Origin of the sequence: Ensifer meliloti, from assembly GCF_030064585.1 — a bacterium.
Classification (GTDB): domain Bacteria; phylum Pseudomonadota; class Alphaproteobacteria; order Rhizobiales; family Rhizobiaceae; genus Sinorhizobium; species Sinorhizobium meliloti.
Genome location: NZ_CP120365.1, coordinates 830,611 through 851,813, shown reverse-complemented (window position 1 = coordinate 851,813; position 21,203 = coordinate 830,611). Strand labels below are relative to the sequence as shown.

23 protein-coding genes are annotated in these 21,203 nt (G+C 62.6%); 12 read left to right on the top strand and 11 right to left on the bottom strand.

Features of this window, described 5'->3' with window-relative positions:
• Positions 1-50 precede the first annotated feature (50 nt).
• Positions 51-518, top strand: a complete 468-nt coding sequence (locus PZL22_RS11135) for a BA14K family protein (RefSeq protein ID WP_033048767.1) — start codon at positions 51-53, stop codon at positions 516-518.
• 91 nt (positions 519-609) lie between these two features.
• Here PZL22_RS11135 and PZL22_RS11130 read toward each other — a convergent pair whose 3' ends face one another.
• The gene (locus tag PZL22_RS11130) at positions 610-771 is read right to left on the bottom strand and encodes a hypothetical protein (protein ID WP_003530680.1); all 162 of its coding nucleotides are present in this window, start codon (positions 769-771) and stop codon (positions 610-612) included.
• Between the two features lie 144 nt (positions 772-915).
• On the opposite strand from PZL22_RS11130, the gene PZL22_RS11125 reads away from it, so the two are divergent.
• On the top strand, positions 916-1,062 hold the full coding sequence (locus tag PZL22_RS11125) for an entericidin (RefSeq protein ID WP_033048769.1): 147 nt from the start codon (positions 916-918) through the stop codon (positions 1,060-1,062).
• Between the two features lie 17 nt (positions 1,063-1,079).
• On the opposite strand, the gene PZL22_RS11120 is transcribed toward PZL22_RS11125, so the two are convergent.
• Both PZL22_RS11120 and PZL22_RS11115 read right to left on the bottom strand, forming a co-directional pair.
• Positions 1,080-1,889, bottom strand: a complete 810-nt coding sequence (locus PZL22_RS11120) for a formyl transferase (RefSeq protein WP_003530682.1) — start codon at positions 1,887-1,889, stop codon at positions 1,080-1,082.
• 185 nt (positions 1,890-2,074) lie between these two features.
• Positions 2,075-2,695, bottom strand: coding sequence for a DUF1638 domain-containing protein (locus PZL22_RS11115; RefSeq protein ID WP_003530684.1), 621 nt, complete (start codon positions 2,693-2,695; stop codon positions 2,075-2,077).
• Positions 2,696-2,734: 39 nt separating this feature from the next.
• Between PZL22_RS11115 and PZL22_RS11110 the strand changes: the two genes are divergently transcribed.
• On the top strand, positions 2,735-2,893 hold the full coding sequence (locus PZL22_RS11110; RefSeq protein WP_003530686.1) for an entericidin domain-containing protein: 159 nt from the start codon (positions 2,735-2,737) through the stop codon (positions 2,891-2,893).
• 87 nt (positions 2,894-2,980) lie between these two features.
• Here PZL22_RS11110 and PZL22_RS11105 read toward each other — a convergent pair whose 3' ends face one another.
• On the bottom strand, positions 2,981-3,679 hold the full coding sequence (locus PZL22_RS11105) for a cobalamin B12-binding domain-containing protein (RefSeq protein WP_003530688.1): 699 nt from the start codon (positions 3,677-3,679) through the stop codon (positions 2,981-2,983).
• Between the two features lie 521 nt (positions 3,680-4,200).
• On the opposite strand from PZL22_RS11105, the gene PZL22_RS11100 reads away from it, so the two are divergent.
• From PZL22_RS11100 to PZL22_RS11080, 5 genes are all read left to right on the top strand, one after another.
• Positions 4,201-5,775 carry a trimethylamine methyltransferase family protein gene (locus PZL22_RS11100; RefSeq protein ID WP_003530690.1) on the top strand — a complete coding sequence of 525 codons (1,575 nt, stop codon included), beginning with the start codon at positions 4,201-4,203 and terminating at the stop codon, positions 5,773-5,775.
• Between the two features lie 107 nt (positions 5,776-5,882).
• Positions 5,883-6,587 carry a 4Fe-4S dicluster domain-containing protein gene (locus tag PZL22_RS11095; protein WP_003530692.1) on the top strand — a complete coding sequence of 235 codons (705 nt, stop codon included), beginning with the start codon at positions 5,883-5,885 and terminating at the stop codon, positions 6,585-6,587.
• A 73-nt stretch (positions 6,588-6,660) separates the two neighbouring features.
• On the top strand, positions 6,661-7,413 hold the full coding sequence (locus tag PZL22_RS11090) for a phosphodiester glycosidase family protein (protein ID WP_003530694.1): 753 nt from the start codon (positions 6,661-6,663) through the stop codon (positions 7,411-7,413).
• Positions 7,414-7,477: 64 nt separating this feature from the next.
• Complete coding sequence (locus tag PZL22_RS11085; protein WP_003530696.1) at positions 7,478-8,116, top strand: helix-turn-helix transcriptional regulator; 639 nt, start codon at positions 7,478-7,480, stop codon at positions 8,114-8,116.
• Positions 8,117-8,154: 38 nt separating this feature from the next.
• On the top strand, positions 8,155-9,297 hold the full coding sequence (locus PZL22_RS11080) for an aminotransferase class I/II-fold pyridoxal phosphate-dependent enzyme (protein ID WP_003530698.1): 1,143 nt from the start codon (positions 8,155-8,157) through the stop codon (positions 9,295-9,297).
• 163 nt (positions 9,298-9,460) lie between these two features.
• On the opposite strand, the gene bmt is transcribed toward PZL22_RS11080, so the two are convergent.
• Together bmt and PZL22_RS11070 are read right to left on the bottom strand one after the other, a co-directional pair.
• Positions 9,461-10,474, bottom strand: a complete 1,014-nt coding sequence (gene bmt, locus PZL22_RS11075; RefSeq protein WP_003530700.1) for a betaine--homocysteine S-methyltransferase — start codon at positions 10,472-10,474, stop codon at positions 9,461-9,463.
• A 75-nt stretch (positions 10,475-10,549) separates the two neighbouring features.
• Entirely contained in the window at positions 10,550-11,398 is an 849-nt protein-coding gene (locus PZL22_RS11070; protein WP_003530702.1) for a LysR substrate-binding domain-containing protein, read from the bottom strand.
• A gap of 100 nt (positions 11,399-11,498) precedes the next feature.
• On the opposite strand from PZL22_RS11070, the gene PZL22_RS11065 reads away from it, so the two are divergent.
• Positions 11,499-11,906 (top strand): tautomerase family protein, encoded by a 408-nt coding sequence (locus PZL22_RS11065; RefSeq protein WP_003530705.1) that lies wholly within the window; start codon positions 11,499-11,501, stop codon positions 11,904-11,906.
• A gap of 87 nt (positions 11,907-11,993) precedes the next feature.
• Here PZL22_RS11065 and PZL22_RS11060 read toward each other — a convergent pair whose 3' ends face one another.
• From PZL22_RS11060 to PZL22_RS11045, 4 genes are all read right to left on the bottom strand, one after another.
• The gene (locus tag PZL22_RS11060; RefSeq protein WP_003530707.1) at positions 11,994-12,251 is read right to left on the bottom strand and encodes a type II toxin-antitoxin system ParD family antitoxin; all 258 of its coding nucleotides are present in this window, start codon (positions 12,249-12,251) and stop codon (positions 11,994-11,996) included.
• 75 nt (positions 12,252-12,326) lie between these two features.
• Positions 12,327-13,373, bottom strand: coding sequence for a quaternary amine ABC transporter ATP-binding protein (locus PZL22_RS11055; protein ID WP_003530709.1), 1,047 nt, complete (start codon positions 13,371-13,373; stop codon positions 12,327-12,329).
• Positions 13,374-13,592: 219 nt separating this feature from the next.
• Entirely contained in the window at positions 13,593-14,591 is a 999-nt protein-coding gene (locus PZL22_RS11050) for an ABC transporter substrate-binding protein (RefSeq protein ID WP_284718650.1), read from the bottom strand.
• Positions 14,592-15,046: 455 nt separating this feature from the next.
• Positions 15,047-15,190, bottom strand: coding sequence for a hypothetical protein (locus PZL22_RS11045; RefSeq protein WP_003530712.1), 144 nt, complete (start codon positions 15,188-15,190; stop codon positions 15,047-15,049).
• Between the two features lie 244 nt (positions 15,191-15,434).
• Here PZL22_RS11045 and PZL22_RS11040 point away from each other — a divergent pair, with 244 nt between their 5' ends.
• The 3 genes from PZL22_RS11040 (at position 15,435) to cyaD2 (ending at position 20,099) form a co-directional block, all read left to right on the top strand.
• Entirely contained in the window at positions 15,435-16,889 is a 1,455-nt protein-coding gene (locus PZL22_RS11040) for a cobyric acid synthase (RefSeq protein WP_003530714.1), read from the top strand.
• Between the two features lie 92 nt (positions 16,890-16,981).
• Complete coding sequence (locus PZL22_RS11035) at positions 16,982-17,797, top strand: alpha/beta fold hydrolase (protein WP_003530716.1); 816 nt, start codon at positions 16,982-16,984, stop codon at positions 17,795-17,797.
• Between the two features lie 124 nt (positions 17,798-17,921).
• Positions 17,922-20,099: an adenylate cyclase CyaD2 gene (gene cyaD2, locus PZL22_RS11030; RefSeq protein WP_010969598.1), complete on the top strand. Its 2,178-nt coding sequence runs from the start codon at positions 17,922-17,924 to the stop codon at positions 20,097-20,099.
• A gap of 12 nt (positions 20,100-20,111) precedes the next feature.
• On the opposite strand, the gene PZL22_RS11025 is transcribed toward cyaD2, so the two are convergent.
• Positions 20,112-21,020, bottom strand: a complete 909-nt coding sequence (locus PZL22_RS11025) for a FecR family protein (protein WP_003530720.1) — start codon at positions 21,018-21,020, stop codon at positions 20,112-20,114.
• Positions 21,021-21,203: the final 183 nt, after the last annotated feature.

The following is a 21,203-nucleotide window of genomic DNA, read 5'->3' as shown; positions in this document are numbered from 1 at the left end:
ACCTGGCCGGCGGCAAAAGCTCTGACCTATTCGAACAGATAGGTGTGGAGATGAAGAAAATTGGGATCCTGTTCCTCGCGGCTGTGACGGCTTTCACCGGCTATGCGCCTGCGCAAGCCATGCCCGTCCCAACCGTTCCGGTGTCGCAGACGAGCGACGTGCAGATGGTCGACCACCGCGGCTGGCATGGTCACCGGCATCGCCCGCGGCACGGCTGGCGCCGGCACGGCCATCGACACGGCTGGTATAACGGGCATCGCGGCTACAACTATCGCCGCCACGGTTACCGCCGGCACAACGACGGCTGGTGGTATCCACTGGGAGCCTTCGGTGCCGGTATGATCATCGGCGGCGCCATCGCCCAGCCGCGTTACGCAGAGCCACGCTATGCGGCGCCGGGATTGCCTGCCAGCCACGTAAACTGGTGCTATGACCGCTACCGCTCGTACCGCGCTGCGGACAATTCCTACCAGCCCTATGGCGGCCCAAGACAGCAGTGCTATTCGCCTTACTACTGAGGTCGTCGAGCATTGTCCCTCCGGCAACGCACGGAGGGACAGCCGGTCCTTCTTTCACCGGACGATGACTTCAGATCCGACCGAGATCCGCTCAGTAGCCGGAGCTGCCGCCGCCGGAACCGCCCATGCTGCCGCTACCGGAGCCGCCGCTTTGTTGAGGGCTGTTGCTGTTCCGGGCCGACTGGCTGCTCATGCAGCCTGCCATCGTCAAAAGGGCGAGCGCGGCTGCGACGATCGATGATCTGCCGGTCATGACGTTCTCCGATCACCGGATTTGACATGAGGAATAGCTAATATTCTCTCATCTGTCGGCTAAAGACAAGATTCCCACCACGCTTGATTTCTCGCAGGCATGCATCATCTTTTCTTGGATTGCCGGGCTGTCTCCGAGGGTGTCATGTCGAAGACCGTAATTGCAGTTCTAATCCTGATCTTCGCTTCGTCCTGCGCCAACACGGCACGGGGATTCAGGGAAGACAGCACGCAAACTGGCCATGCCGTCGACCGGGCGACCCATCGGGTCTTGAGCGCGGGGGCGCAGTAGCAGGCAGGTCCCTCTGTCTACCACCTGCCGTGCCGCAGGCCATTCCAGAACCAAGTCCAGACCGGGGGATGGTACCACTGCCGCGACGGGGCCGCGATGGCGATCGGGCGCAGTTTCCCGGCAAGGGCGTGCTCGACCGCACGGATGGCGATGTCGGTTGAGGCGGCCGTCTGGAGAAGGGGGTAGGTGTGGATCGTGTCGGCGCGGCGCGGCGCCTGCCGCGATTGATAGAGGATGCCGCCGGTGTCGACGCCTTCGTCGACGAGATGAACGGTCGCGCCGAAATTCTCGGGATCGTTGTTGGCCAGCGCCCAGTAGCCTCCCATCAAGCCGCGATATTGCGGGTTGATGCCGGCATGGAAATTCAGAATCGGACAATTGACGGCAGCAAGCGTTTCCGGCTTCAACATGCGGCAACTGATTAGGAAGAGGACGGCGGGTTTCAGTAGCTGAAGCATTGCATGGCCGTCAGCGTCGTTGATCGAGTCAACGCGGTGGACGGGCACCGTCCGGTTGGGCGCGGCGGACGCATCATTCTCGCGAAGGATCTCGGCTGCCCGACGCCGGGTGAAGCGCTTGCCGATGCGGGAGACGAACATCGTCGCAAGTTGCCCGAGTGCCATTACCCATCCGAGTTTGCGCGCACGCCGCTTGACGAAGAGCGCCTTCGATTCCGGCTCCTCCTGCAAAATTGCAACATTCGTGAAGCGCGCAGCCAATGCGTTGATCATGATGTTCGCATTGTCGCCTCCGGCGGTCACCACGACGATGCGTCCCTTGTGCTCGGCGCTCGACAGCGCCCCTTTTTCAGATTTCACGTTACACATCAGCGGATCGCGACAAGAATTTGCGCCAGATGGGATTTGAGGTGCGCTGCGCGGCAGGTCAGCGCAGGAAATATGCCGTCGATACGTTAGCACAGCCTTAAGCTGTGCCCTGCACACGATCCCGAAGGATCGCGGGGCCATCGCACCGCCGACGAGGCGTGAGTGCCGGGACCGGAGAGAGCGGATCAAACCTCGATCAGGGATGTCGTAAGATCGCCATAGCCGGTATAACGGTACTCATATTCGAGCCCGAGAGTAACGGCGGCGCGCCGGGCCTTTTCCTGCAACGCGGCGTCCTCCTGCTGGGAGAGATAGACGAGCTTGCGGTAGTGGCCGAAATACATGTCGCGCAGTTCCGGGTGCCGGTCGAGGCCGAGCGGCTCGATGACGAAGGCTTCGAACTGCCGGGCAAGGAAATCCGTCAGGAAGAAAGCTGTGATGTCATCGTCCCAGCGGGCTGCGAAATCCGCGTTTCCGGCGAAGAACGAGTAGCAATGCGGACCCGGGATGCGCGTCACCCCTTCCTCTTCGCAGAGTCGGTCGATAAGCCCGCCGGTGCCGCAATCGGCATAGGCGATGAAGATGCGCTCGAAACCGTTGGCGCGCGCCCGGGTGATAGCCTCACGCAGGCCCGGAGTGATCTTCTCCGGCGTGTTGTGCCAGATGGCCGGCAGACAGTTGAGCTCGATGTGGTCGAGCCCGTTGGCCGCGCAGACGGCAAGAATTTCGCGCGCGATCGCGCCGCAACCAATGACATGAACTTTCTTCGGTTGTGCACGTTCTCTTGCCGACGTTGCGTTTTCCATCTTTATTCCGCCTTGCATCAACACAAAGGAATCACGGTCATGACGACAAAATCCATCGCGACCATCGGAGCCGTTCTGATAGCGCTGGCAGCCCTGAGTTCCTGCGCAAATACGATCCGCGGCGCAGGACAGGATACTGCAAACGCAGTCAACGCGACACAGGGAGCCGGCCAACGGGTCGCCAAGGCCGCCAACTGACGGCACCCGGTAAGTGCTCTTTCCGAAAAACAAAAAGCCGGCTGCTCGTTTCACACGGGCAGCCGGCTTTTTTCATGTCAGATCGTCTCAGCCGGCTGCGAACTGATTGTGTTTGCGCTTCATGTAGTCCTTGGCGGTCTCGACGGCGACGGCGGCATCGCGGCAATAAGCGTCGGCCCCGACGGCCTTGCCGAATTCCTCGTTGAGCGGTGCACCGCCGACGAGGACGACGTATTCGTCGCGCAATCCCTTTTCCTTCATCGTATCGATGACGACCTTCATATAGGGCATGGTCGTCGTGAGCAGGGCAGACATGCCGAGGATGTCCGGCTTCTCACGCTCGAGCGCTTCGAGGTAGTTCTCGACCGGATTGTTGATGCCGAGGTCGACGACGTCGAAGCCGGCGCCTTCCATCATCATGCCGACGAGGTTCTTGCCGATGTCGTGGATGTCGCCCTTGACCGTGCCGATCACCATCTTACCGAGCTTCGGGGCACCGGTTTCGACGAGCAACGGGCGCAGGATGAACATGCCGGCCTTCATCGCATTGGCCGAAAGCAGCACTTCCGGGACGAAGAGAATGCCGTCGCGGAAATCGATGCCGACGATGCGCATGCCTTCGACCAGGGCCTGGGTCAGGACGTCGTAAGGCGTCCAGCCACGCTTGAGGAGGATACGCGTCCCTTCCTCGATTTCCTCCTTGAGACCGTCATAGAGGTCGTCATGCATCTGCTGCACGAGTTCCTCGTCGGAAAGGTCCTCGAGAATGATTTCATCGTCTGCCATAGTTGGGTTCCTCGGTTCCTGGCACAGTCATTTCGCACGGGTGGCACGAGAGATGGCACAATCCGGACGCGTTGCCCAATCCTTAGCGGGCTACACCTAAAAATCTCTTGTTGAAAGCGACGTCGCATATGATGAAAAACGACGGCGCCCCGCGTAAATGCTCCCATGCGACAGCGGTAGCGCATTATTCCGCGGTTCGGAATCTGCCGCCTGCAAAATTATGCAGCACTTCAAGGCGTTAGAGTGGCGCTTGCGCGGTCCCGATCTGAAGCAGCGAAAGACACGCTCGACGCACTGCAATGGGAGCGACCGCAGACCGAGTGTCTAAGATGCGCCAGCCGTTGGCGCATTAAGACCCGTACCGGTCCGGCGCCTTGGTAGCATTAGGCTAAATCGACTACCGGATGCATATGCCCGCCGCTGGATTTAGCCTCGCGAAAGGGGTATGCGCCCACCCATCAAAGTGTTGCGGCGTTCATCGCGCATGATGCGCGGAGCACCGCGGGAAGAGGAATGAGCGAATGAGCGACGTTACAGAACAAGGTGCGGCCGAAGGCGGCGGACGCCGCGCGCGTGGTGAGGGGCGGGGAGCGGCAGCGCGTCGCGCTTCCCGCACCGGCGGTGGCCCGGGACCGTCTCTGCCCTATATCCAACGCAGGATTCGCGAATACGAAGTTCTTGACGAGGAAGGGCTGCAGCTCATCGAACGCAACGCCGACGTCGTTCTCGAAGAGATCGGCATCGAGTTTCGCGACGATGCCGAAGCGCTCGATCTGTGGAAGGCCGCTGGTGCCGACGTGCGCGGTCAACGCGTGCATTTCCCCAAGGGACTTTGCCGCGAGCTCTTGAAGACGGCGCCGAAGGACTTTACCTGGCACGCGCGCAACCCGGAGCGCAACGCTCAGATCGGCGGCAAGGCGACCGTCTTCGCGCCGGTTTACGGCCCGCCCTTCGTGCGCGATCTCGACGGCAACCGCCGCTATGCGACGATCGAGGATTTCCGCAACTTCGTGAAGCTCGCCTATATGGCGCCGTCGATGCACTCATCGGGCGGCACGGTTTGCGAGCCGGTCGATATCGCCGTCAACAAGCGCCACCTCGATATGGTTTATAGCCATATCCGTTATTCCGACAAACCCTTCATGGGGTCGGTCACCGCGCCCGAGCGCGCCGAAGACACGGTCGCAATGGCGAAGATCCTTTTCGGCGACGATTTCGTCGAGAACAATGCGGTGACGTTGAACCTCATCAACGCCAACTCGCCGATGGTCTTCGACGAGACGATGCTCGGTGCCGCGAAGGTCTACGCCCGCCATAACCAGGCTTGCGTCGTTTCGCCCTTCATCCTGTCGGGCGCGATGAGCCCAGTCACGGTCGCCGGCACACTGACGCAGATCCTCGCCGAAGTGCTGGCAGGCGCGGCCTTTACCCAGCTCATCCGCAAGGGCGCGCCGGTGCTGTTCGGCACCTTCGCCGCGTCGATTTCGATGCAGTCGGGCGCGCCGACCTTCGGCACGCCGGAGCCGTCGCTCGTCTCCTACGGCGCTGCTCAGCTTGCTCGCCGCCTCGGCCTGCCGTTCCGTACCGGCGGTTCGCTCTGCGGCTCGAAGGTTCCGGATGCGCAGGCCGCGCATGAATCGGCAAATACGCTGAACATGACGCTGCTTGCCGGCACCAATTTCGTGCTGCATGCGGCCGGCTGGCTCGAGGGCGGTCTCGTCTCATCATACGAGAAGTTCATGATCGACCAGGATCAGCTCGGCATGATGCAGAAGATGGCCGAGGGCGTGGACCTTTCCGAAGACGCGCAGGCGCTCGACGCCATCCGCGAAGTCGGCCCCGGCAGCCACTATCTCGGCTGTGCACATACGCAGGCGAACTTCCAGAGCGCCTTCTATCGCTCGCCGCTCGCCGACAACAACTCCTTTGAGCAGTGGGAGATCGAGGGCGAAAAGCGGATCGAACAGCGCGCCAACGCGCTCGCCCGCTCGTGGCTCGAACATTATGAGGCGCCCTATCTCGATCCGGCGATCGACGAGGCGCTGAAGGAATTCATCGCGAAGCGCAAGGACTCGATGCCCGACGCCTTCACCTGAAAGGCTCCCGAGCGAGCCAGGGAGCAAGGCGGCGCGGCGCAGGTGGCCGATATGATACAGAAAGAGGTCTGGCGCCCGCATTACGAAACTCAAGGGCCGAAACCGAAATGACGGCTCCTTACGCATCGGAAAGCGATGTGCTTGAAACCATCCGTGCGGCGCTTGCGCCGCACGGTCTTTTTTTGCGCGGAACCATCAATTTCGCGCCGGGCGAGGCAGGACCAACGCTCGAAGGCGGCAAGCCCGCAGCGAGCGTGGTGCTGATCGGCAATGTCGGCGGCTCGGTCTGGGAGGCTTTCCGCCGGTGGCGCGAAGGCGAACCCGACGGCGGCGGTGCGGAGCCGCTCGACAACTGGTCGAAACAGGTCATCCGCCCGGCGGCTGCGGCAGCAGGCGCCTCGGCGTATTTTCCGTCCGATCCCCCTTGGCAGCCCTTCCAGCAATGGGCAATGCGTGCCGAAGGGCTGAAGCCGTCGCCGCTCGGCATCCTCATTCATCCGCTCTACGGTCTATGGCACGGCTATCGCGGCGCGCTTGCGTTCGATCGAGCCATGCCGGTGACGGGCGAGCCGGCGGGTGGCCACCCCTGCGAAACCTGTGTTGGAAGGCCCTGCCTTTCCACCTGCCCGGCGGATGCTTTGGCAGGCGCTACATTCGATATCGGGCGCTGCCGCGCGCATCTGAGAACCGGGGAAGGGGTGGCCGGCTGCCTTGCTCACGGCTGCCTGTCGCGCGATGCCTGTCCGGTTGGGCGCGACTATCGCTATCCGGTGGGGCAGTTGCGTTTCCATATGGCGGCGATCGAGTTTTAATCAGAGCGCGCCCACATAAATCCGCTGCAATCCATGCGATGCTACGTCGTATGATTCCCTCCGGGTCTGTTCGATGCCGCTGTTTACAAGAGCCTTCATCGCCGGCGCCGCCCTTCTATCCGCCGGTCTCGCTGCACCCGCGTTCGGTGCCTGCCGCGATGTTCGCCATCTCGGCGAAACCTACCTCGCCTGCAGCTTCGACCCGGCGACGAGCGACATACGGCTCTACAACAAGGACCAGGCGGGCGTGCCGTTCAGGTCCTTCAGAGCGCTGTCGCTCGAACTTCGTCGTCGCGAACAGTATCTCGTCTTCGCAATGAACGGCGGCATGTACCACGAGGACCTCGCTCCGGTCGGGCTGCATGTGGAGGAGGGCGCGGAGCAGGCGCCGCTCAATACAAATCCGGGTTGGGGCAACTTTCACATGCTGCCGAACGGCGTCTTTTATGTCGGCGACGGCAAGGCCGGGGTCATGGCTGCGGAGGCCTATCGCCTTGCAGGCATCGAGCCGCGTTTCGCGACGCAATCCGGTCCGATGCTCGTCATCGACGGTGCGCTGCATCCCCGTTTCCTGCCGGATAGCGACAGCCTCAAGACCCGCAACGGCGTCGGGGTGACGCCCAATGGCGAGGTGGTCTTCGCCGTGTCCAAACGGCCGGTGCGCTTTCACGATTTCGCGACCTTGTTTCGCGACGCGCTGGATTGCCCCAATGCGCTCTTTCTGGATGGTACGATCTCGAGCCTTTATGCGCCGGAGATCAATCGGCACGACCGGCTGTTTCCGCTCGGCCCGATCATCGCTGTCGTCGCGAAGTTTCCGCGCTGACTTGCGATCGGATGTATTATAAGTCTAATATTGACAAAATATACAAATCCCGTCAGATGCCTGCATGAAGACTGAACCCATCATCCCCCAGAGTCTCGCGATCCACGCGCCGTCAGCCGCGGCGATTAATGCGCTGCTCTATCCCCATGCCGAGATCTTCCTGCACGATCTTGCGAGCGGGCGGATCGCCGCGATCTGGAATGCTTTTTCCGGCCGGGGCGTGGGCTTGGAATCGCTCATCGAGGATGGCCTCGGGGACATCGTTGAGGGCGCCTCCGTGCTTGGGCCCTACGAAAAGACGGGTGCGGATGGGCGGCGGCTGAAATCCGTATCCGCGGTGCTGCGCGACGGCGAAGAACGTGCCGTCGGGTTGCTCTGCATCAATCTCGATGTTTCCCGTATCGACGACGCCGTGAGGCTGCTCGCGGCCTTTGCCGGCACGCCGGAACCACGGCCGCAAGCATTGTTTTCGCGCGACTGGCGCGAGGAGATCAATGCAGCGCTGCACGCTTGGCTAAAGGTGAGGGGTCTTGCGCTTTCCGCCTTGAAGCGCCCGGATCGCGTGGCCCTGGTTGCGGCACTCGAAGAGCAGGGGTTCTTCAAGACCCGCAACGCCGTCGACCATCTGGCAAGCCTGATCGGCACCTCGCGCGCATCCATCTACAACTATCTCTCAGCCGCGCGCGACGAAGGCGTCGCCTGAATGAGCACCGAGCCTCGCCTTCAAAGGGAAGAACGACCATGACGACCTTGCCGGCCTTCCGCCTCGAGACGCATTTCTCGCGCTGGGAGTTCACGGCGCGCCACCACATGACCGCGAGCGACAGCGAAACCATGTCGATGGCCGAACTTCTTTCGCTTGCCGACGAGGCCGATCGCGACGCGTGGGAGCGGCTGACGCTCGGCTATACGGAGACCCATGGCGCTCCGGCGCTCCGCAAGGCGATCGCCGCGACCTACGAAGGGCTTGAGCCGGAAGATATCCTCTGCTTCGCCGGTGCCGAGGAGGGGCTCTACTGCGCCATGCTGGCTCTGCTCGGTCCCGAGGACCATGCCATCGTCACCGTGCCGAATTACCAGTCGATGGAAACCCTTCCGGTCACGATCGCCGCCTCGGTAAGCGGTGTTGCACTCCGTCCCGAGAACAGTTGGCAGCTCGATATCGCCGATGTCCAGTCGGCGCTGCAGCCGAATACGAAGCTGATCGCGGTCAATTTCCCCAATAACCCGACGGGCGCTGTCGCCGAGCCGTCGGTCTTTCGCGCGCTCGCGGCACTCTGCGCCGAGCGCGGCATTCATCTTTTCAGCGATGAGGTCTATCGAGGGCTGGAGCGCGACGAGGAGAAGCGCCTGCCGCAGGCGGCCGAACTCTTCGACCGCGGTATTTCGCTCAACGTCATGTCCAAGGCCTATGGCCTTCCGGGGCTTCGGATCGGCTGGATCGCCTGCCGCGACCACGCGCTTCTCCAGCGCATGGAAGGCATGAAACACTACCTTTCCATATGCAATTCCCGGCCATCGGAGGTGCTGGCGACGATCGCGCTGAAATTCCGCCATCGGATACTCGAACGCAATCGCGCACTCTGCACGCGAAATCTCGAAAAACTCGGCGCCTTCTTCGCCGAGTTTGCCGATCTCTACGAGTGGCAGGCGCCGGACGGCGGCTGCGTCGGCTTCGCCCGCTATCACGGGCCGGGCAGTGTGGAGGAACATTGCCGGCGCCTTGTCGAGGAATCAGGCGTGCTGTTGCTTCCTTCAAGCCTTTTTGTCTCCGATCTGCTGCCGGTCGCGCAGGATCGCTTCCGCGTCGGATTCGGCCGTAGGAACATCGAAGAAGGGCTCGAAGCCTGGCGCAATCATCTGCGACGGGCGCGCGTGAGGTGATCGGCGGGGTGGCGCCGGCCGATTGCACATGTTAACGACGCGCCGACCTCACGGAAGTACCTGCCTCGCATTATGCATTATAGACCCGAGATCGACGGGCTGCGCTGGTCCCGTAAAATAGGATAGCTCCGGCTTTGCCGCCGGAGCTGCCGCAAGCATTACCTTACGCGCGCCGACGGCGCTCTCGGGCCGGGGCGGCGGGGCCTTCATTTGCCGATTTGTTGCGCAACGGTCCGATCTTCTCGACGATCGTTTCGAGCGTGGGGCGCTCGCCCCTGGTGTGATTGTCGATCGCAAGCCGCATTGCGGCCAGATGGTTGCAGGAGGTGCCGCAACAGCCGCCGATGATCTTGGCACCGGCATCGACGGCCAGCCGGGCATATTCCGCCATCAGCGGCGGAGTCCCGGAATAATGGATCTCCGAGCCGCGGAATTCGGGAATGCCGCAATTGCCCTTGACGACGATCGTAGCCTCTGGGCTTGCAGCCGTCATGTCGAGCAGCGAGGAAAGAATGTCCGACGCCCCGACGCCGCAATTCGCGCCGACGGCAACCGGACCTTCGCCGATATCAGCGGCGACGCCGTGAATGTCTTTCGGGTGCAGGCCCATCATCGTCTTGCCGGCGGTGTCGAAGGAGCCGGTGTAGACATAAGGGAGGCCGACCTTCGCCGCGGCTTCGGCGGCCGCACGAATTTCGTCCGGAGAGGACATGGTCTCGATCCAGGCGACCTCCGCGCCGCCGGCTTTCAGGCCCTCGATCTGTTCGACAAAGGCCGCGACCGCGTCCTCATAGGAGAGGGCGCCGAGCGGTATCAGCAGTTCGCCCGTTGGGCCGACGGACCCGGCCGTAATGACTTTTCGCGGAGCCTTGTCGGCGACGGCGCGCGCGATTTCTGCCGCCCGCTTGTTGAGCTGGTGGACCCGGTCTTCGGCCTGGTGAAGCTTCAGCCGGTGGCGTGTGCCGCCAAAGGAATTGGTGAGAATGATGTCGGCACCGGCATCCACGAAGTCCTGATGCAGCTTGGTGATGTTGTCCGGCTTGGTCTCGTTCCAGATCTCCGGCGCCTCGCCCGCTTCAAGCCCCATGGCGAAGAGCGACGTGCCTGTGGCTCCATCGGCAAGCAGGACGCCCTTCTGGGCGAGGAGATCGGAAAGGGCATGGGCTGCAACGGACATCGGATTTTCCCGGCTGAATGGAATTGCAATAAGATATAAAGATATCTTTATGTGTTGGCAACAGAATTGCACAGATCAACGCGGCAATTCGTCCGCAAGCAGCGCGGCAAGGTCGGCTGCGGGCTTATCCGCCCGGGCGTGCAGCCGCAGGCTGAATTCCGCCGGTGGCAGGGACGGCAAGCCGAGATGGGCAGGAGCGCGCTCGATGCCAGTGCTGAGAAATCTTTCCGTCCGGGTGGTAACGGCGATGCTGCTCAAGACAGCCGCGCGTAAGCCCGACAGGCTGGGGCTCGTTGCCGCGATCCGAAAGCGGCGGCCGGTTCTCTCTAGGGCCGATATGGCGGCGGCGCGGAAGCCGCAAGGTGGGTCGAGCACGGCGAGGGGTAGCTCCTCTTCGTCCGTTGCCAAGCCCCTGTCGGAGCAGAGCCAAAGCATCTGTTCGCCGAGCACAAGCAATTCGTCATCTGCAGCCGCCTGTCGCATGGCAAGAAGAATGTCGATCTGGCCCTGATCGAAGGCGGCCGTCAATTCTTTCGACCTGCCGATCCTCAAATCCAGGCGGATGCGCGGATGGGAGCGCGCGAAGCGGCGCAGCAATCCGGGCAGCATCGTATCGGCAAAGTCCTGAGTGCTGCCGAGGGAGATTCGTCCATCGGCGCGCGCGCCCCTGAGGCTGAGCCAGGCGTCGCGATGCGCATCCAAAATGCGCCGGGCATGCGCGGCGAGTTCCTCTCCCACGGGCGTGAGCACACGTCCGCGCCCGGCGGGCGCAAGAAGGCGCTCGCCGATCAGCGCTTCCAACCGCTGCATTTGCGCCGTCACGGCGGAGGGCGAACGGTTGACGGCCATTGCCGCTCTTGCAAGCGAGCCGCCCTCGGCGAATGCGAGAAAAGTGCGCAGCAGCTCGGGGTCGATCGGATTCATGCTTCAATTTTATAGAAGTATTCCTGCAAAACAATTCGATTTTTCTGATGTGGCAGTGGTGGCAAATTGAAGAGGTGTTATTTCGAGAAAGGAACCTGTGATGCCCATCATCAACATCAGCTTTACTGGACAGCCGGAGCCGGAGCTTTCGGAGAAAGTAGCGGCAAAGGTAAGCGACCTCACGCAGTCGCATCTTCGCAAGGACCCCTCGGTGACGGCGGTCGTGGTCAGCTATGTCGATCCCCGGCATTGGTTCGCGGGCGGAAAGTCGCTCGCATCGCAGCAGGCCAGCAGTTTCTGGCTCGACATCAAGGTTGTCGACGGCACCAATACCAAACAGGAACTTGGCGCCTATATCGAAGCGATCTTCGCGGCCTTCGAGGATATTCTCGGGACTGTCCATCCCGAAAGCTACGTGCTCGTGCATGAGGTACCGGCGGCAGCCTACGGCTATGGAGGCAAGACGCAGGAGTTCCGATACATCAGCGGAAGGCTGGCGGTCACTTAAATATCCGGTGTCGAGGGCGCCGCGCGACGCCCTCGATAACGGTCAACGACGTTTCCTCAGATCGGGTCAGTCGCCAGGATTTCGGCATCAGGTGGCTGCATGCGCTGCCGCGAAAGCACGGCGGATCGCCTCTTCGCCCGTACCTTCGGCTAGATCGCCGCGACGAGCTTCATCGAGTCCTGTGCTCAGCCTTGCCCGCAAATCGTCCAGCTCCGCCTCTTCCCGCTCGAGCAGCCGCAACCCGGCGCGCAAGACATCCGAGGCATTTTGATAGCGCCCGGAGGCGACCAACCGTTCAAGCAGCGCTGATTGGGCGTCAGTCAGAACGACGTTTCGAGTAGCCATGTACATCTTCCGCGGCAAACCGGCCAGCCGAATATCCCCCGAACGAGGGCGCCCATGGGCGCCCCTCAATGCGAATCAAGCCGCCTGCCGGTCGGTATGCTGCACGGGCGTCACCATGGCGGAGATGATCATCTGCAGGTCGATCGCACCGATCGGGCGGCCATTGGCGTCGACGACATGCGCATTGCTTATTTGCGCGCCGGTCATGGTGCGGGCGGCGGCTTCGAGCACGGTGCCTGCGGCGAGCGGCAGGCCTTCCGGATTGCCGGACAGCGGCCGCATGATCGTTTCCACGTTGACCACCCGCCCGCGGTTCACTTCCTTCACAAAGGCCGTGATGTAGTCGTCGGCCGGCGAGAGCACGATTTCCTGGCCGGTTCCCTGCTGCACGACGCGGCCGTCGCGCAGGATGGCGATCTTGTCGCCGAGCCTCAGGGCCTCGTCGAGATCGTGGGTGATGAACACCACCGTCTTCTTCAACTCCTTCTGCAGTTCGAGCAGCACCGACTGCATGTCGACGCGTATCAGCGGATCGAGTGCCGAATAGGCTTCGTCCATCAGCAGGATGTCGGCGTCGTTTGTAAGCGCGCGGGCAAGGCCGACGCGCTGCTGCATGCCGCCGGAAAGCTGGTTCGGATAGTGCTTCTCGAAGCCTTGAAGGCCGACGCGCTCGATCCAGCCAAGCGCACGCTTCTCGCTCTCGCGCCGGTCCACGCCCTGGATCTCCAGACCGTAGATGGTGTTCTCTAGAACCGTGCGATGCGGCAGCAGTGCAAATTTCTGAAAGACCATCGCCGTCTTGTGGCGGCGGAATGCGCGAAGGTCGTTCTCGTTCATCTTGCAGACGTCGACGCCGTCGTAGAGGACTTCGCCGGAGGTCGGATCGATCAGCCGGTTGATGTGCCGGATCAGCGTCGATTTGCCGGACCCCGAGAGCCCCATCACGACCGTTATGCAGCCGCCAGGCATGGAAATGTTGATGTCCTGCAGTCCGAGCACGTGGCCGTGCTTTTCGTTGAGTTCGGCCTTACCCATCCCGTTCTCGACGAGCTTGACGTAATCCTCCCCGCGCGGGCCGAAAATCTTGTAGAGGTTCTTCACCTCGATTGCGTGACTAGCCATGGACAACCTTTCCCCTTCTCTTGGCTTGGAGCTTTTACGCCGACTGCGTTTTCGCGGCGCTTGCCGCTCCTTGCATCAGAACTGTGACAGCGGAAGACGCGGACCGCTTTACTGTTTGCGACGCAGGCGCGGCTCGTGCGTCGCGCATCAGGCAGCCGCATCCTCGAAGGGGCACTGGAATCGATCACGTTCACGACTTCAGGCCGATCCGACCGACAATCAGAGCGCCGCCTTCACCTTTTCGGCGACCTCCGGGCTTACCCACTGCGTCCATATCTCCTGGAAGTTCCCGAGGAAGTAGCGGGCGGCGCTCTCGTTCGTCCCCTGGTTCTGATCCATCCAGGCCAGAACCTTGTTTACCGTCGCGTTTTCCCATTGCCGCGCCTCGACGTAGTCCATGGCGCTGCCTGCTCTATCGGCAAAGGACTTGGTCACCACGGTATAGACGTCCGAGACCGGATAGGAGTTTACCTTTGGGGTCGGGCAATCCGGAGCGGCAGTGCAGGAGTCCCATTCCGCCTTGTCGTGATCCACACCGAAAGACAGCAAGGTCATCTCGTACTTGCCGAGCAAGGCGGTCGGAGCCCAATAGTAGCCGAGCCAGCCGGTCTTCTTCTCGAATGCTTCGGTGATCGACGCGTCAAGCCCGGCAGCAGAACCGGGATCGATCAGCTGGAAGCCGGCCTTTTCCGCATCGAGAGCCTTGTAGAGATTGGCGGTGGAGAACCGGCAGTTCCAGCTTGAAGGGCAATTATGGATCGCTCCCTTTGCGGGGTTCTCGTGAGAAGGGAAGAGTTCCGGGTGCTTCAACGCGTCCTGCACCGTTCGGATATCCGGGTGCGCGTCGGCGATGAACTTCGGAATCCACCAGCCTTCGACACCGCCTTCACTCAAGATCTTGGCGCCCTCGACGAGGCGGCCCCCCTTGACTGCGGCATCGAAAGGCGTGCGTACGGAGTTGATCCAGAGTTCCGGCACCAGGTCGGGCTCTGCCTTCTCGTTCATCGAGGTGAAGGTCAGCATCGTGTCGCCGGCGACGAGCTTCACGCTGCAGCCATAGCCGTTTTCCAGTATGAACCTGTCCACGTGAGCCGCGACGCCCGCCGAGGCCCAGTCCATCTCGGCTATGCTGACGTCGCCGCATTCGGCAGCTCCAGAGGGGCCCGCCAGAGAGCATATACCTGCCGTGAGGATGAGGGTAGCAAGGAGTTTTTTCATGTCCGTCGACACCTTCACGTCACTGCGGCCACACATGGTGGATGGAGCGCCGCCTAACCGCTCCCGCGCTGAAGCTGCCAGCCGGCCCACTTCGTTGTCATTGCGGCAAGCCTAAGTGTTCGCGTTGAGAAATCAACCTTTTCATCCGGCGTCTGGCGCCGGCGGCGTATTCCGCCGTGACGCCCTCGCTGTACCGAGCACACGAACGGCGAAATTGACGAAATTCACTTTTGGTTAAGACCTCAATAACGATCCGGTAAGGTTGTGGGGATAATTGTCTGCCTGCGGCGGGCGACTGCCGCAGGTCCGGATCAGGTAGTGCGTGCCGGACCCGATATTCAGCGGAATAATCTGATCGCCGCACCCTTCCGTTCCAACGGTTGGGTGCGGCTTTCGCATTTCGGGGGAAGCGTGAAGAAGCCGCCCCGGGGCGGTTTCGAACGCGACGCGGCGCTTTATCCGACGTTGGACGTTCGGATGAGGCCGAGTGGGCCGACCGGCGCTTCCGCGACGACATTGCGGACGCGGGACTGGCCGATCGGCGCCTTGGAGTTCCAGGCGATCTGAACGAAGTTGGGTTTGCCGAAGACGAACAGCATGGCTTTCTACCTTGGGAGACCGGGCAATTTCCGGCGGGGTTTCGATGGCGCGGATATAGGCTCTTGCCGGGACGACTTGAATGCCAGGCTCGGCACGGCATGTCGCAATTGAGCAAGCGTGCGAGAAATTTTCGCACGCTTGAAGAAGGCCGGAAATGCACCGTGACCGCCGGTGACGCAATCATGGCGGAATCGCGTCGGAACAGAGCTTTGCGGTGGGCGGTTTCGATGCTACGGGAAAGGCATGACACGCAAGATCATGCTGCAGGGAACCGGCTCGGATGTCGGAAAATCGGTACTGGTAGCGGGCCTCTGCCGGCTCGCTTCCAATCATGGCCTCAGCGTAAAACCGTTCAAGCCCCAGAACATGTCGAACAATGCCGCCGTTGCCGACGACGGCGGCGAGATCGGCCGTGCGCAATGGCTCCAGGCGCTTGCCGCGCGCGTGCCGTCCTCCGTGCATATGAACCCGGTGCTTCTGAAGCCGCAATCGGATGTGGGCAGCCAGGTCGTCGTCCAGGGCAGGGTGGCGGGCCAGGCCAAGGGGAGGGAATACCAGGCTCTCAAACCGAGCCTCCTCGGCTCGGTCATGGAGAGTTTCGAACAGGTGTCCGCCGGCGCCGATCTCGTGATCGTCGAAGGCGCCGGCTCGCCGGCCGAAATCAACCTGCGCGCCGGCGACATCGCCAATATGGGGTTTGCCACCCGCGCTGACGTGCCCGTGGTTCTCGTCGGCGATATCGACCGCGGTGGTGTGATCGCGTCCCTGGTCGGCACGCATGCGATCCTGCCGGGGGACGACCGGCGCATGGTCACCGGCTACCTCATCAACAAATTCCGCGGCGATGTCACCCTCTTCGATGACGGCATCGCATCGGTTCGTCAGTTCACCGGCTGGCCTTGCTTCGGCGTCGTGCCCTGGCTGAAAAGTGCCGGGCGGCTGCCTGCCGAAGACTCCGTCGTCCTCGAGAGGCTGACGCGGGGCGGCGGCAAGGCGCTGAAGGTCGCAGTCCCCGTCCTGTCGCGGATCGCCAATTTCGACGATCTCGATCCCTTGGCCGCGGAGCCGGACGTGGACATAGTCTTCGTTCGGCCGGGGACGCCGCTTCCCGACGATGCGGGCCTCATCGTCATACCCGGCTCGAAATCCACCATTGCCGATCTCGACGATTTCCGCAGGCAGGGCTGGGACCGGGATCTCGACCGGCATATGCGGCGCGGTGGCCGGGTCGTCGGTATCTGCGGCGGCTATCAGATGCTCGGAAGCCGGGTTGCCGACCCGCTCGGTATCGAGGGCGGCAAGCGCGAGATCGAGGGGCTGGGGCTGCTGTCCGTCGAGACGGAGATGGCTCCGGAAAAGACGGTTCGCAACAGCCGCGCCTGGTCGCGGGAATACGACGTCGCGCTCGAAGGCTACGAAATCCATCTCGGCAAGACGACGGGCGCCGATTGCAGCCGCGCGCCGGTCGAGATCGACGGCCGCCCGGATGGTGCGATGTCGGCGGACGGCCGCGTGATGGGCACCTATCTGCACGGTCTTTTCGGAAGCGACGCCTACCGGTCCGCGCTGCTCAAGAGCTTCGGTATCGAAGGCGGGGGAGGCAATTACCGCCGGTCGGTGGATGCGGCTCTCGACGAGATTGCCTTGGAACTCGAAACGGTACTCGATCGGGCGTGGCTCGGGACACTGCTCGGGTAGGGCCGGCCGGACGAGGCGTGCCCGTTTGGAGTTTCCCGCCCCGGCCCGTATCGTGCCGCCAGCGCAGCAAACGGCTCGTTGAAAGGATCGGAATGCAGCAATACGACGACGATCTTCGGCAGTTCGAAGCCCGGGGCGCACCGGCTCTGCCTCCAGCCGCGGAGCAGGGCTATGTGGAGCGCGATGGCGCCCGGATATGGTATTCGACATACGGCGCGGGAGCACCGGTGGTCCTTTTGCACGGCGGCCTCGGCCACAGCGGCAACTGGGGCTATCAGCTTGCGCCGCTTCTTGACGCCGGCCGTCGCGTCGTGCTCATCGACAGCCGCGGACATGGGCGCAGCACGCGTGATGAGCGGCCCTACAGCTACGAAGTGATGGCATCCGACGTCCTCGCCGTCGCGGACATGCTGCAGCTTCAGAAGTTCGCCGTGGTGGGCTGGAGCGACGGGGCTTGCATCGGCCTCGTTCTTGCGAACCGCGCGCCCGAGCGCATTGCCGGCGTCTTTTTCTTCGCCTGCAACATGGACCCGAGCGGCGCGACAGAATTCGAGGCCACTCCGGTTATCGATCGTTGCTTCGCCCGGCACCGGAAGGACTATGCCGAATTGTCGGCGACGCCGGATCAGTTCGACGACTTCGTCTCGGCCGTCAGCGAGATGATGAGTACGCAACCCAATTACTCGGCAGGCGACCTCGCCGAAATCCGAGTACCGGTCGCGGTCGTGCAGGCCGAGAAGGACGAGTTCATAAAATGGGAGCACGCCCAATATCTCGCCCGGAGCATTCCCGCAGCCGACTTGATCGCGCTTGAACACGTCAGCCACTTTGCGCCGCTGCAGAGACCCGACGTGTTCAACGGCGCCATGCTTGCATTTCTCGACAAGGTCCTTCCAACCAGGACCTGAGCTTTACACCCGTCTTCACGTTCTCCGTTGCATACGCCTTGCGAAAAATGCAGCATGGTTTCGGGGTAGGACGACCTCTTCGCCGCTGTGCATGGCGACGGCGTCCGGCGCGAAGGGCGCTGCCATGGCACGCACGCAGCTAGTTGGGGTCATTATCGGCCTGGCGATCGTCGCGGCGCTCACAGTGCTGCGTGCAACCGATCCGCCACTTTTGCGTCTCGCCCGCGATCTCACCTTCGACGAGTACCAGCGCCTGGCGCCGCGCAGCTTCGAGAACGTTCCGGTTCGCGTCGTCGACATCGACGAGGCGTCGCTGAAAGAGTTCGGCCAGTGGCCGTGGCCGCGCGACCGCGTTGCCGCTCTGGTCGACCGGCTCTCGGAAATTGGCGCGGCGGCGATAGCCTTCGACATCCTGTTCTCCGAACCCGACCGTCTTTCGCCGCGCAGCGTCATGCGCGACGTCGCCGGCGTCGATCAGGCGCTCCTTAAGCGGTTGCCGGACAATGACGAGATACTCGCACGATCGATCGGCGACCGGCCCGTCGTGCTCGGTTTCGGCCTTACCAACGCAGGCAACTACCGGCCGCCGGTGAAAGCGGGTTTCGCCTTCACCGGGGAAAGCCCGTTCGATGCGCCGCCGCGGCTTACGGCTGCGACTCCTTTGAGGCCGCAACTCGAAGCCAGGGCCGCGGGCCTGGGCCATATAAGCCTCAATCCCGGCAGCCGGTCGGCCGTCGTGCGCTCGGTCCCGCTGCTGTTGAGCGATGGCGAGCAACTCTATCCGAACCTGGCCCTCGAAGCGCTGCGCGTGGCTCAAGGCGCTTCCACCTACATCGTAGCGGGTGCTCCGGATGCGCCCGATACCATCACGCTGATCAAGGTCGGCGAATTCGTGGTGCCGGTGACCGCAGCGGGCGAACTCTGGCTCTATGTCAGTCCGGATCGCGCTGAAAGATATGTCTCTGCCGGCCGGGTGCTGGCGCCCGGCGGAGTTTCCGCCGAAACGAGGGCAGCGATCGAAGGCGGTATCGTATTCGTGGGCACGTCGGCAGCAGGCCTGCAGGACATTCGCACCACGGCTCTTGGGCACAATGTGCCCGGAGTGTCGCTGCACGCGCAGACTGTCGAGCAGGTCCTCTCGGGCCGCTTTCTCTCCCGCCCGGATTGGGCGGACGGACTGGAGATCCTTGCGATCGCGGCTGCAGGCAGCCTGCTTGTCCTGCTGACCACCTTCGTCAGCCCGGCCGTCGCGCTTGCCTGCGGCCTCCTGATAACCGCGCTGGCCCTCGTGGCCTCCTGGTCAGCCTTCCTTTATGCAGGCCTGCTATTCGACCCTCTGGCTCCAATCCTTGCCGGATCGATCACCCATTTTGCGGCAACCGCCTATCGATTCCTGGTCATAGACCGGGAGCGGCGCGTGGTTCGGCGCGCCTTTGGCCAGTACCTGTCGCCCTCGCTTCTCTATCGCATCGAGCATACGCAGGACGCCCTGCGTCTCGGCGGCGACGATCGTGAGTTGACGATCATGTTCGTCGATGTGCGCAACTTCACGGAGATCAGCGAGCGCCTGACGCCGGGAGAGGTGGTGCGGTTTCTCAATACGCTGCTCGATGCGCTGAGCCGCCATGTCATCGCCAACGAGGGCACGCTCGACAAGTTCATCGGCGATTCGATCATGGCGTTCTGGAACGCGCCCGTCGACGTCGCCGATCACCCCGGCAAGGCGGTCCGCGCCGCCTTGGCCATGCGCGAGACGCTCGCCCGGCTCAACGAGAGCGACGCCTTCGGCTTCGGGAGCGATCAAAAGGTGGCGATCGGCGTGGGAATCCATACCGGGCTTGCCTGCGTCGGCAATATGGGGGCGGAGATGCACTTCAACTATTCGGCCGTCGGCGACGCGGTCAACATCGCCGCCCGGATCGAGGCCGCCTGCAAGGACGTCGGCTTCGATATTCTTATATCCGAGACGACGGCGGATTTGGGCGAACGGTGCGCCGTGCTGGAGGCGGGGGCGCTGGCGCTGAAGGGCAAGAGCACGCGAACGCGGGTATACGCCGTGGTCGGTGACGAGCATATGGCCGCTTCGGCCGAGTTTTCCGAGCTGCAGCGCATTCATGAACAGTTGATCGGGGCGATGCGTTCGAGGTCACGGCCGCGCAGAGAACTCGTCAATGCCGCAAAGCTCAAGGCTCCGGCCCTATGTGGAGGATTATCGGATTTCTACCGCCGCATCGGGCGCCGGACAGACCACTTTGCCGGTGAGCCTTTGCCGTTCGCAGACGAAGTCGGATCCGCCGAATAGAGAGGGAGTGCTCTAGCCGCGGCCCTTCTTCGTGCCTGTGTCCAGTTGCCCGTTCTTGCCGGTATCCTGGCCCTTCTTGCCGGTGTCCTGCCCCTTCTTGCCCGTGTCCTGCCCCTTCTTCCCCTTGTCGAGGCCACGCTTGCCCGGCTCGTTGCTGGGTGTCTTGCCCGGGCGGGGCGCCTTTTGCGGGCTTGCTCTTTCGGGCGGCCGCGCGCGTTCCGGCGCGGTCGGCTTGATCTCGACAGCGGCCGAAATACCGCAACTGCCGCTCATGCTGCCGAAGGAGGCAGACAGTCTTTGGTCGCCCGAAAGAAAGGGCAGGGCCTTCCGGTTTCCGAGTGTCGCCAGTGTGCGGCGACCGGCCCTGTGCGTGTCCGTCATGGTTCCGTCGCGCTTTGCGATCACGCAATCGCAGCGTCGGGTGAGTTGCTGGCATCCCGCCGGGCCGCAGAACCGGGCCGCGCCCTCCAGGAGAACGATCGCCGTCGTTCCGTCATTGCCGATGTAGAAATCGAACACGGTTCCGCGTACGCCGATCGTTCCGGCAGGTGTCAGGATCTGATAGGCCGAGTGCCTCGAATTTCCGCTGATCCAGCGAAACGTGCCTTTGGCGGCGGCGACGGTGAGTTGCTGCACCGATTTCGAATCGTTGAAGACGAACTTGTCGATGACGACGGAAGAGCCTGCCCCCACCGCCAATTTACTGCCGTCGCGGAACACGAACTGGCCGAGCCCGGATCTGGACGTGCTTATTCGCTCGTCCCGGTGAACAGCGTCCCGCTCCACGAGCGGTCCGCCGCTGCCGGTGACCACCGTCCTGATCCGGACCGCTTCTCCAACCGGTTCGGCAGCAAGTGTCGGTATGGAACCGTAAAACGCTGCGCCCAACACAGCGATTGCGGCACGACGCAAGTGAAACATCGCACCCTCCACGATGATCTCCTGCGGCCGACGTGGTCCGGGATCATGAGCGTGAATGAGAAATAACCGGATCGACACAATGTCGCCGGACCCCAAGCATTCATTCTTATCATGGGGTGGGCGGAAGTGTCTGCCTACCCGTTCGGAGTAGCCGACGCAAAGCGCATTTCTGCCGTAATCGGC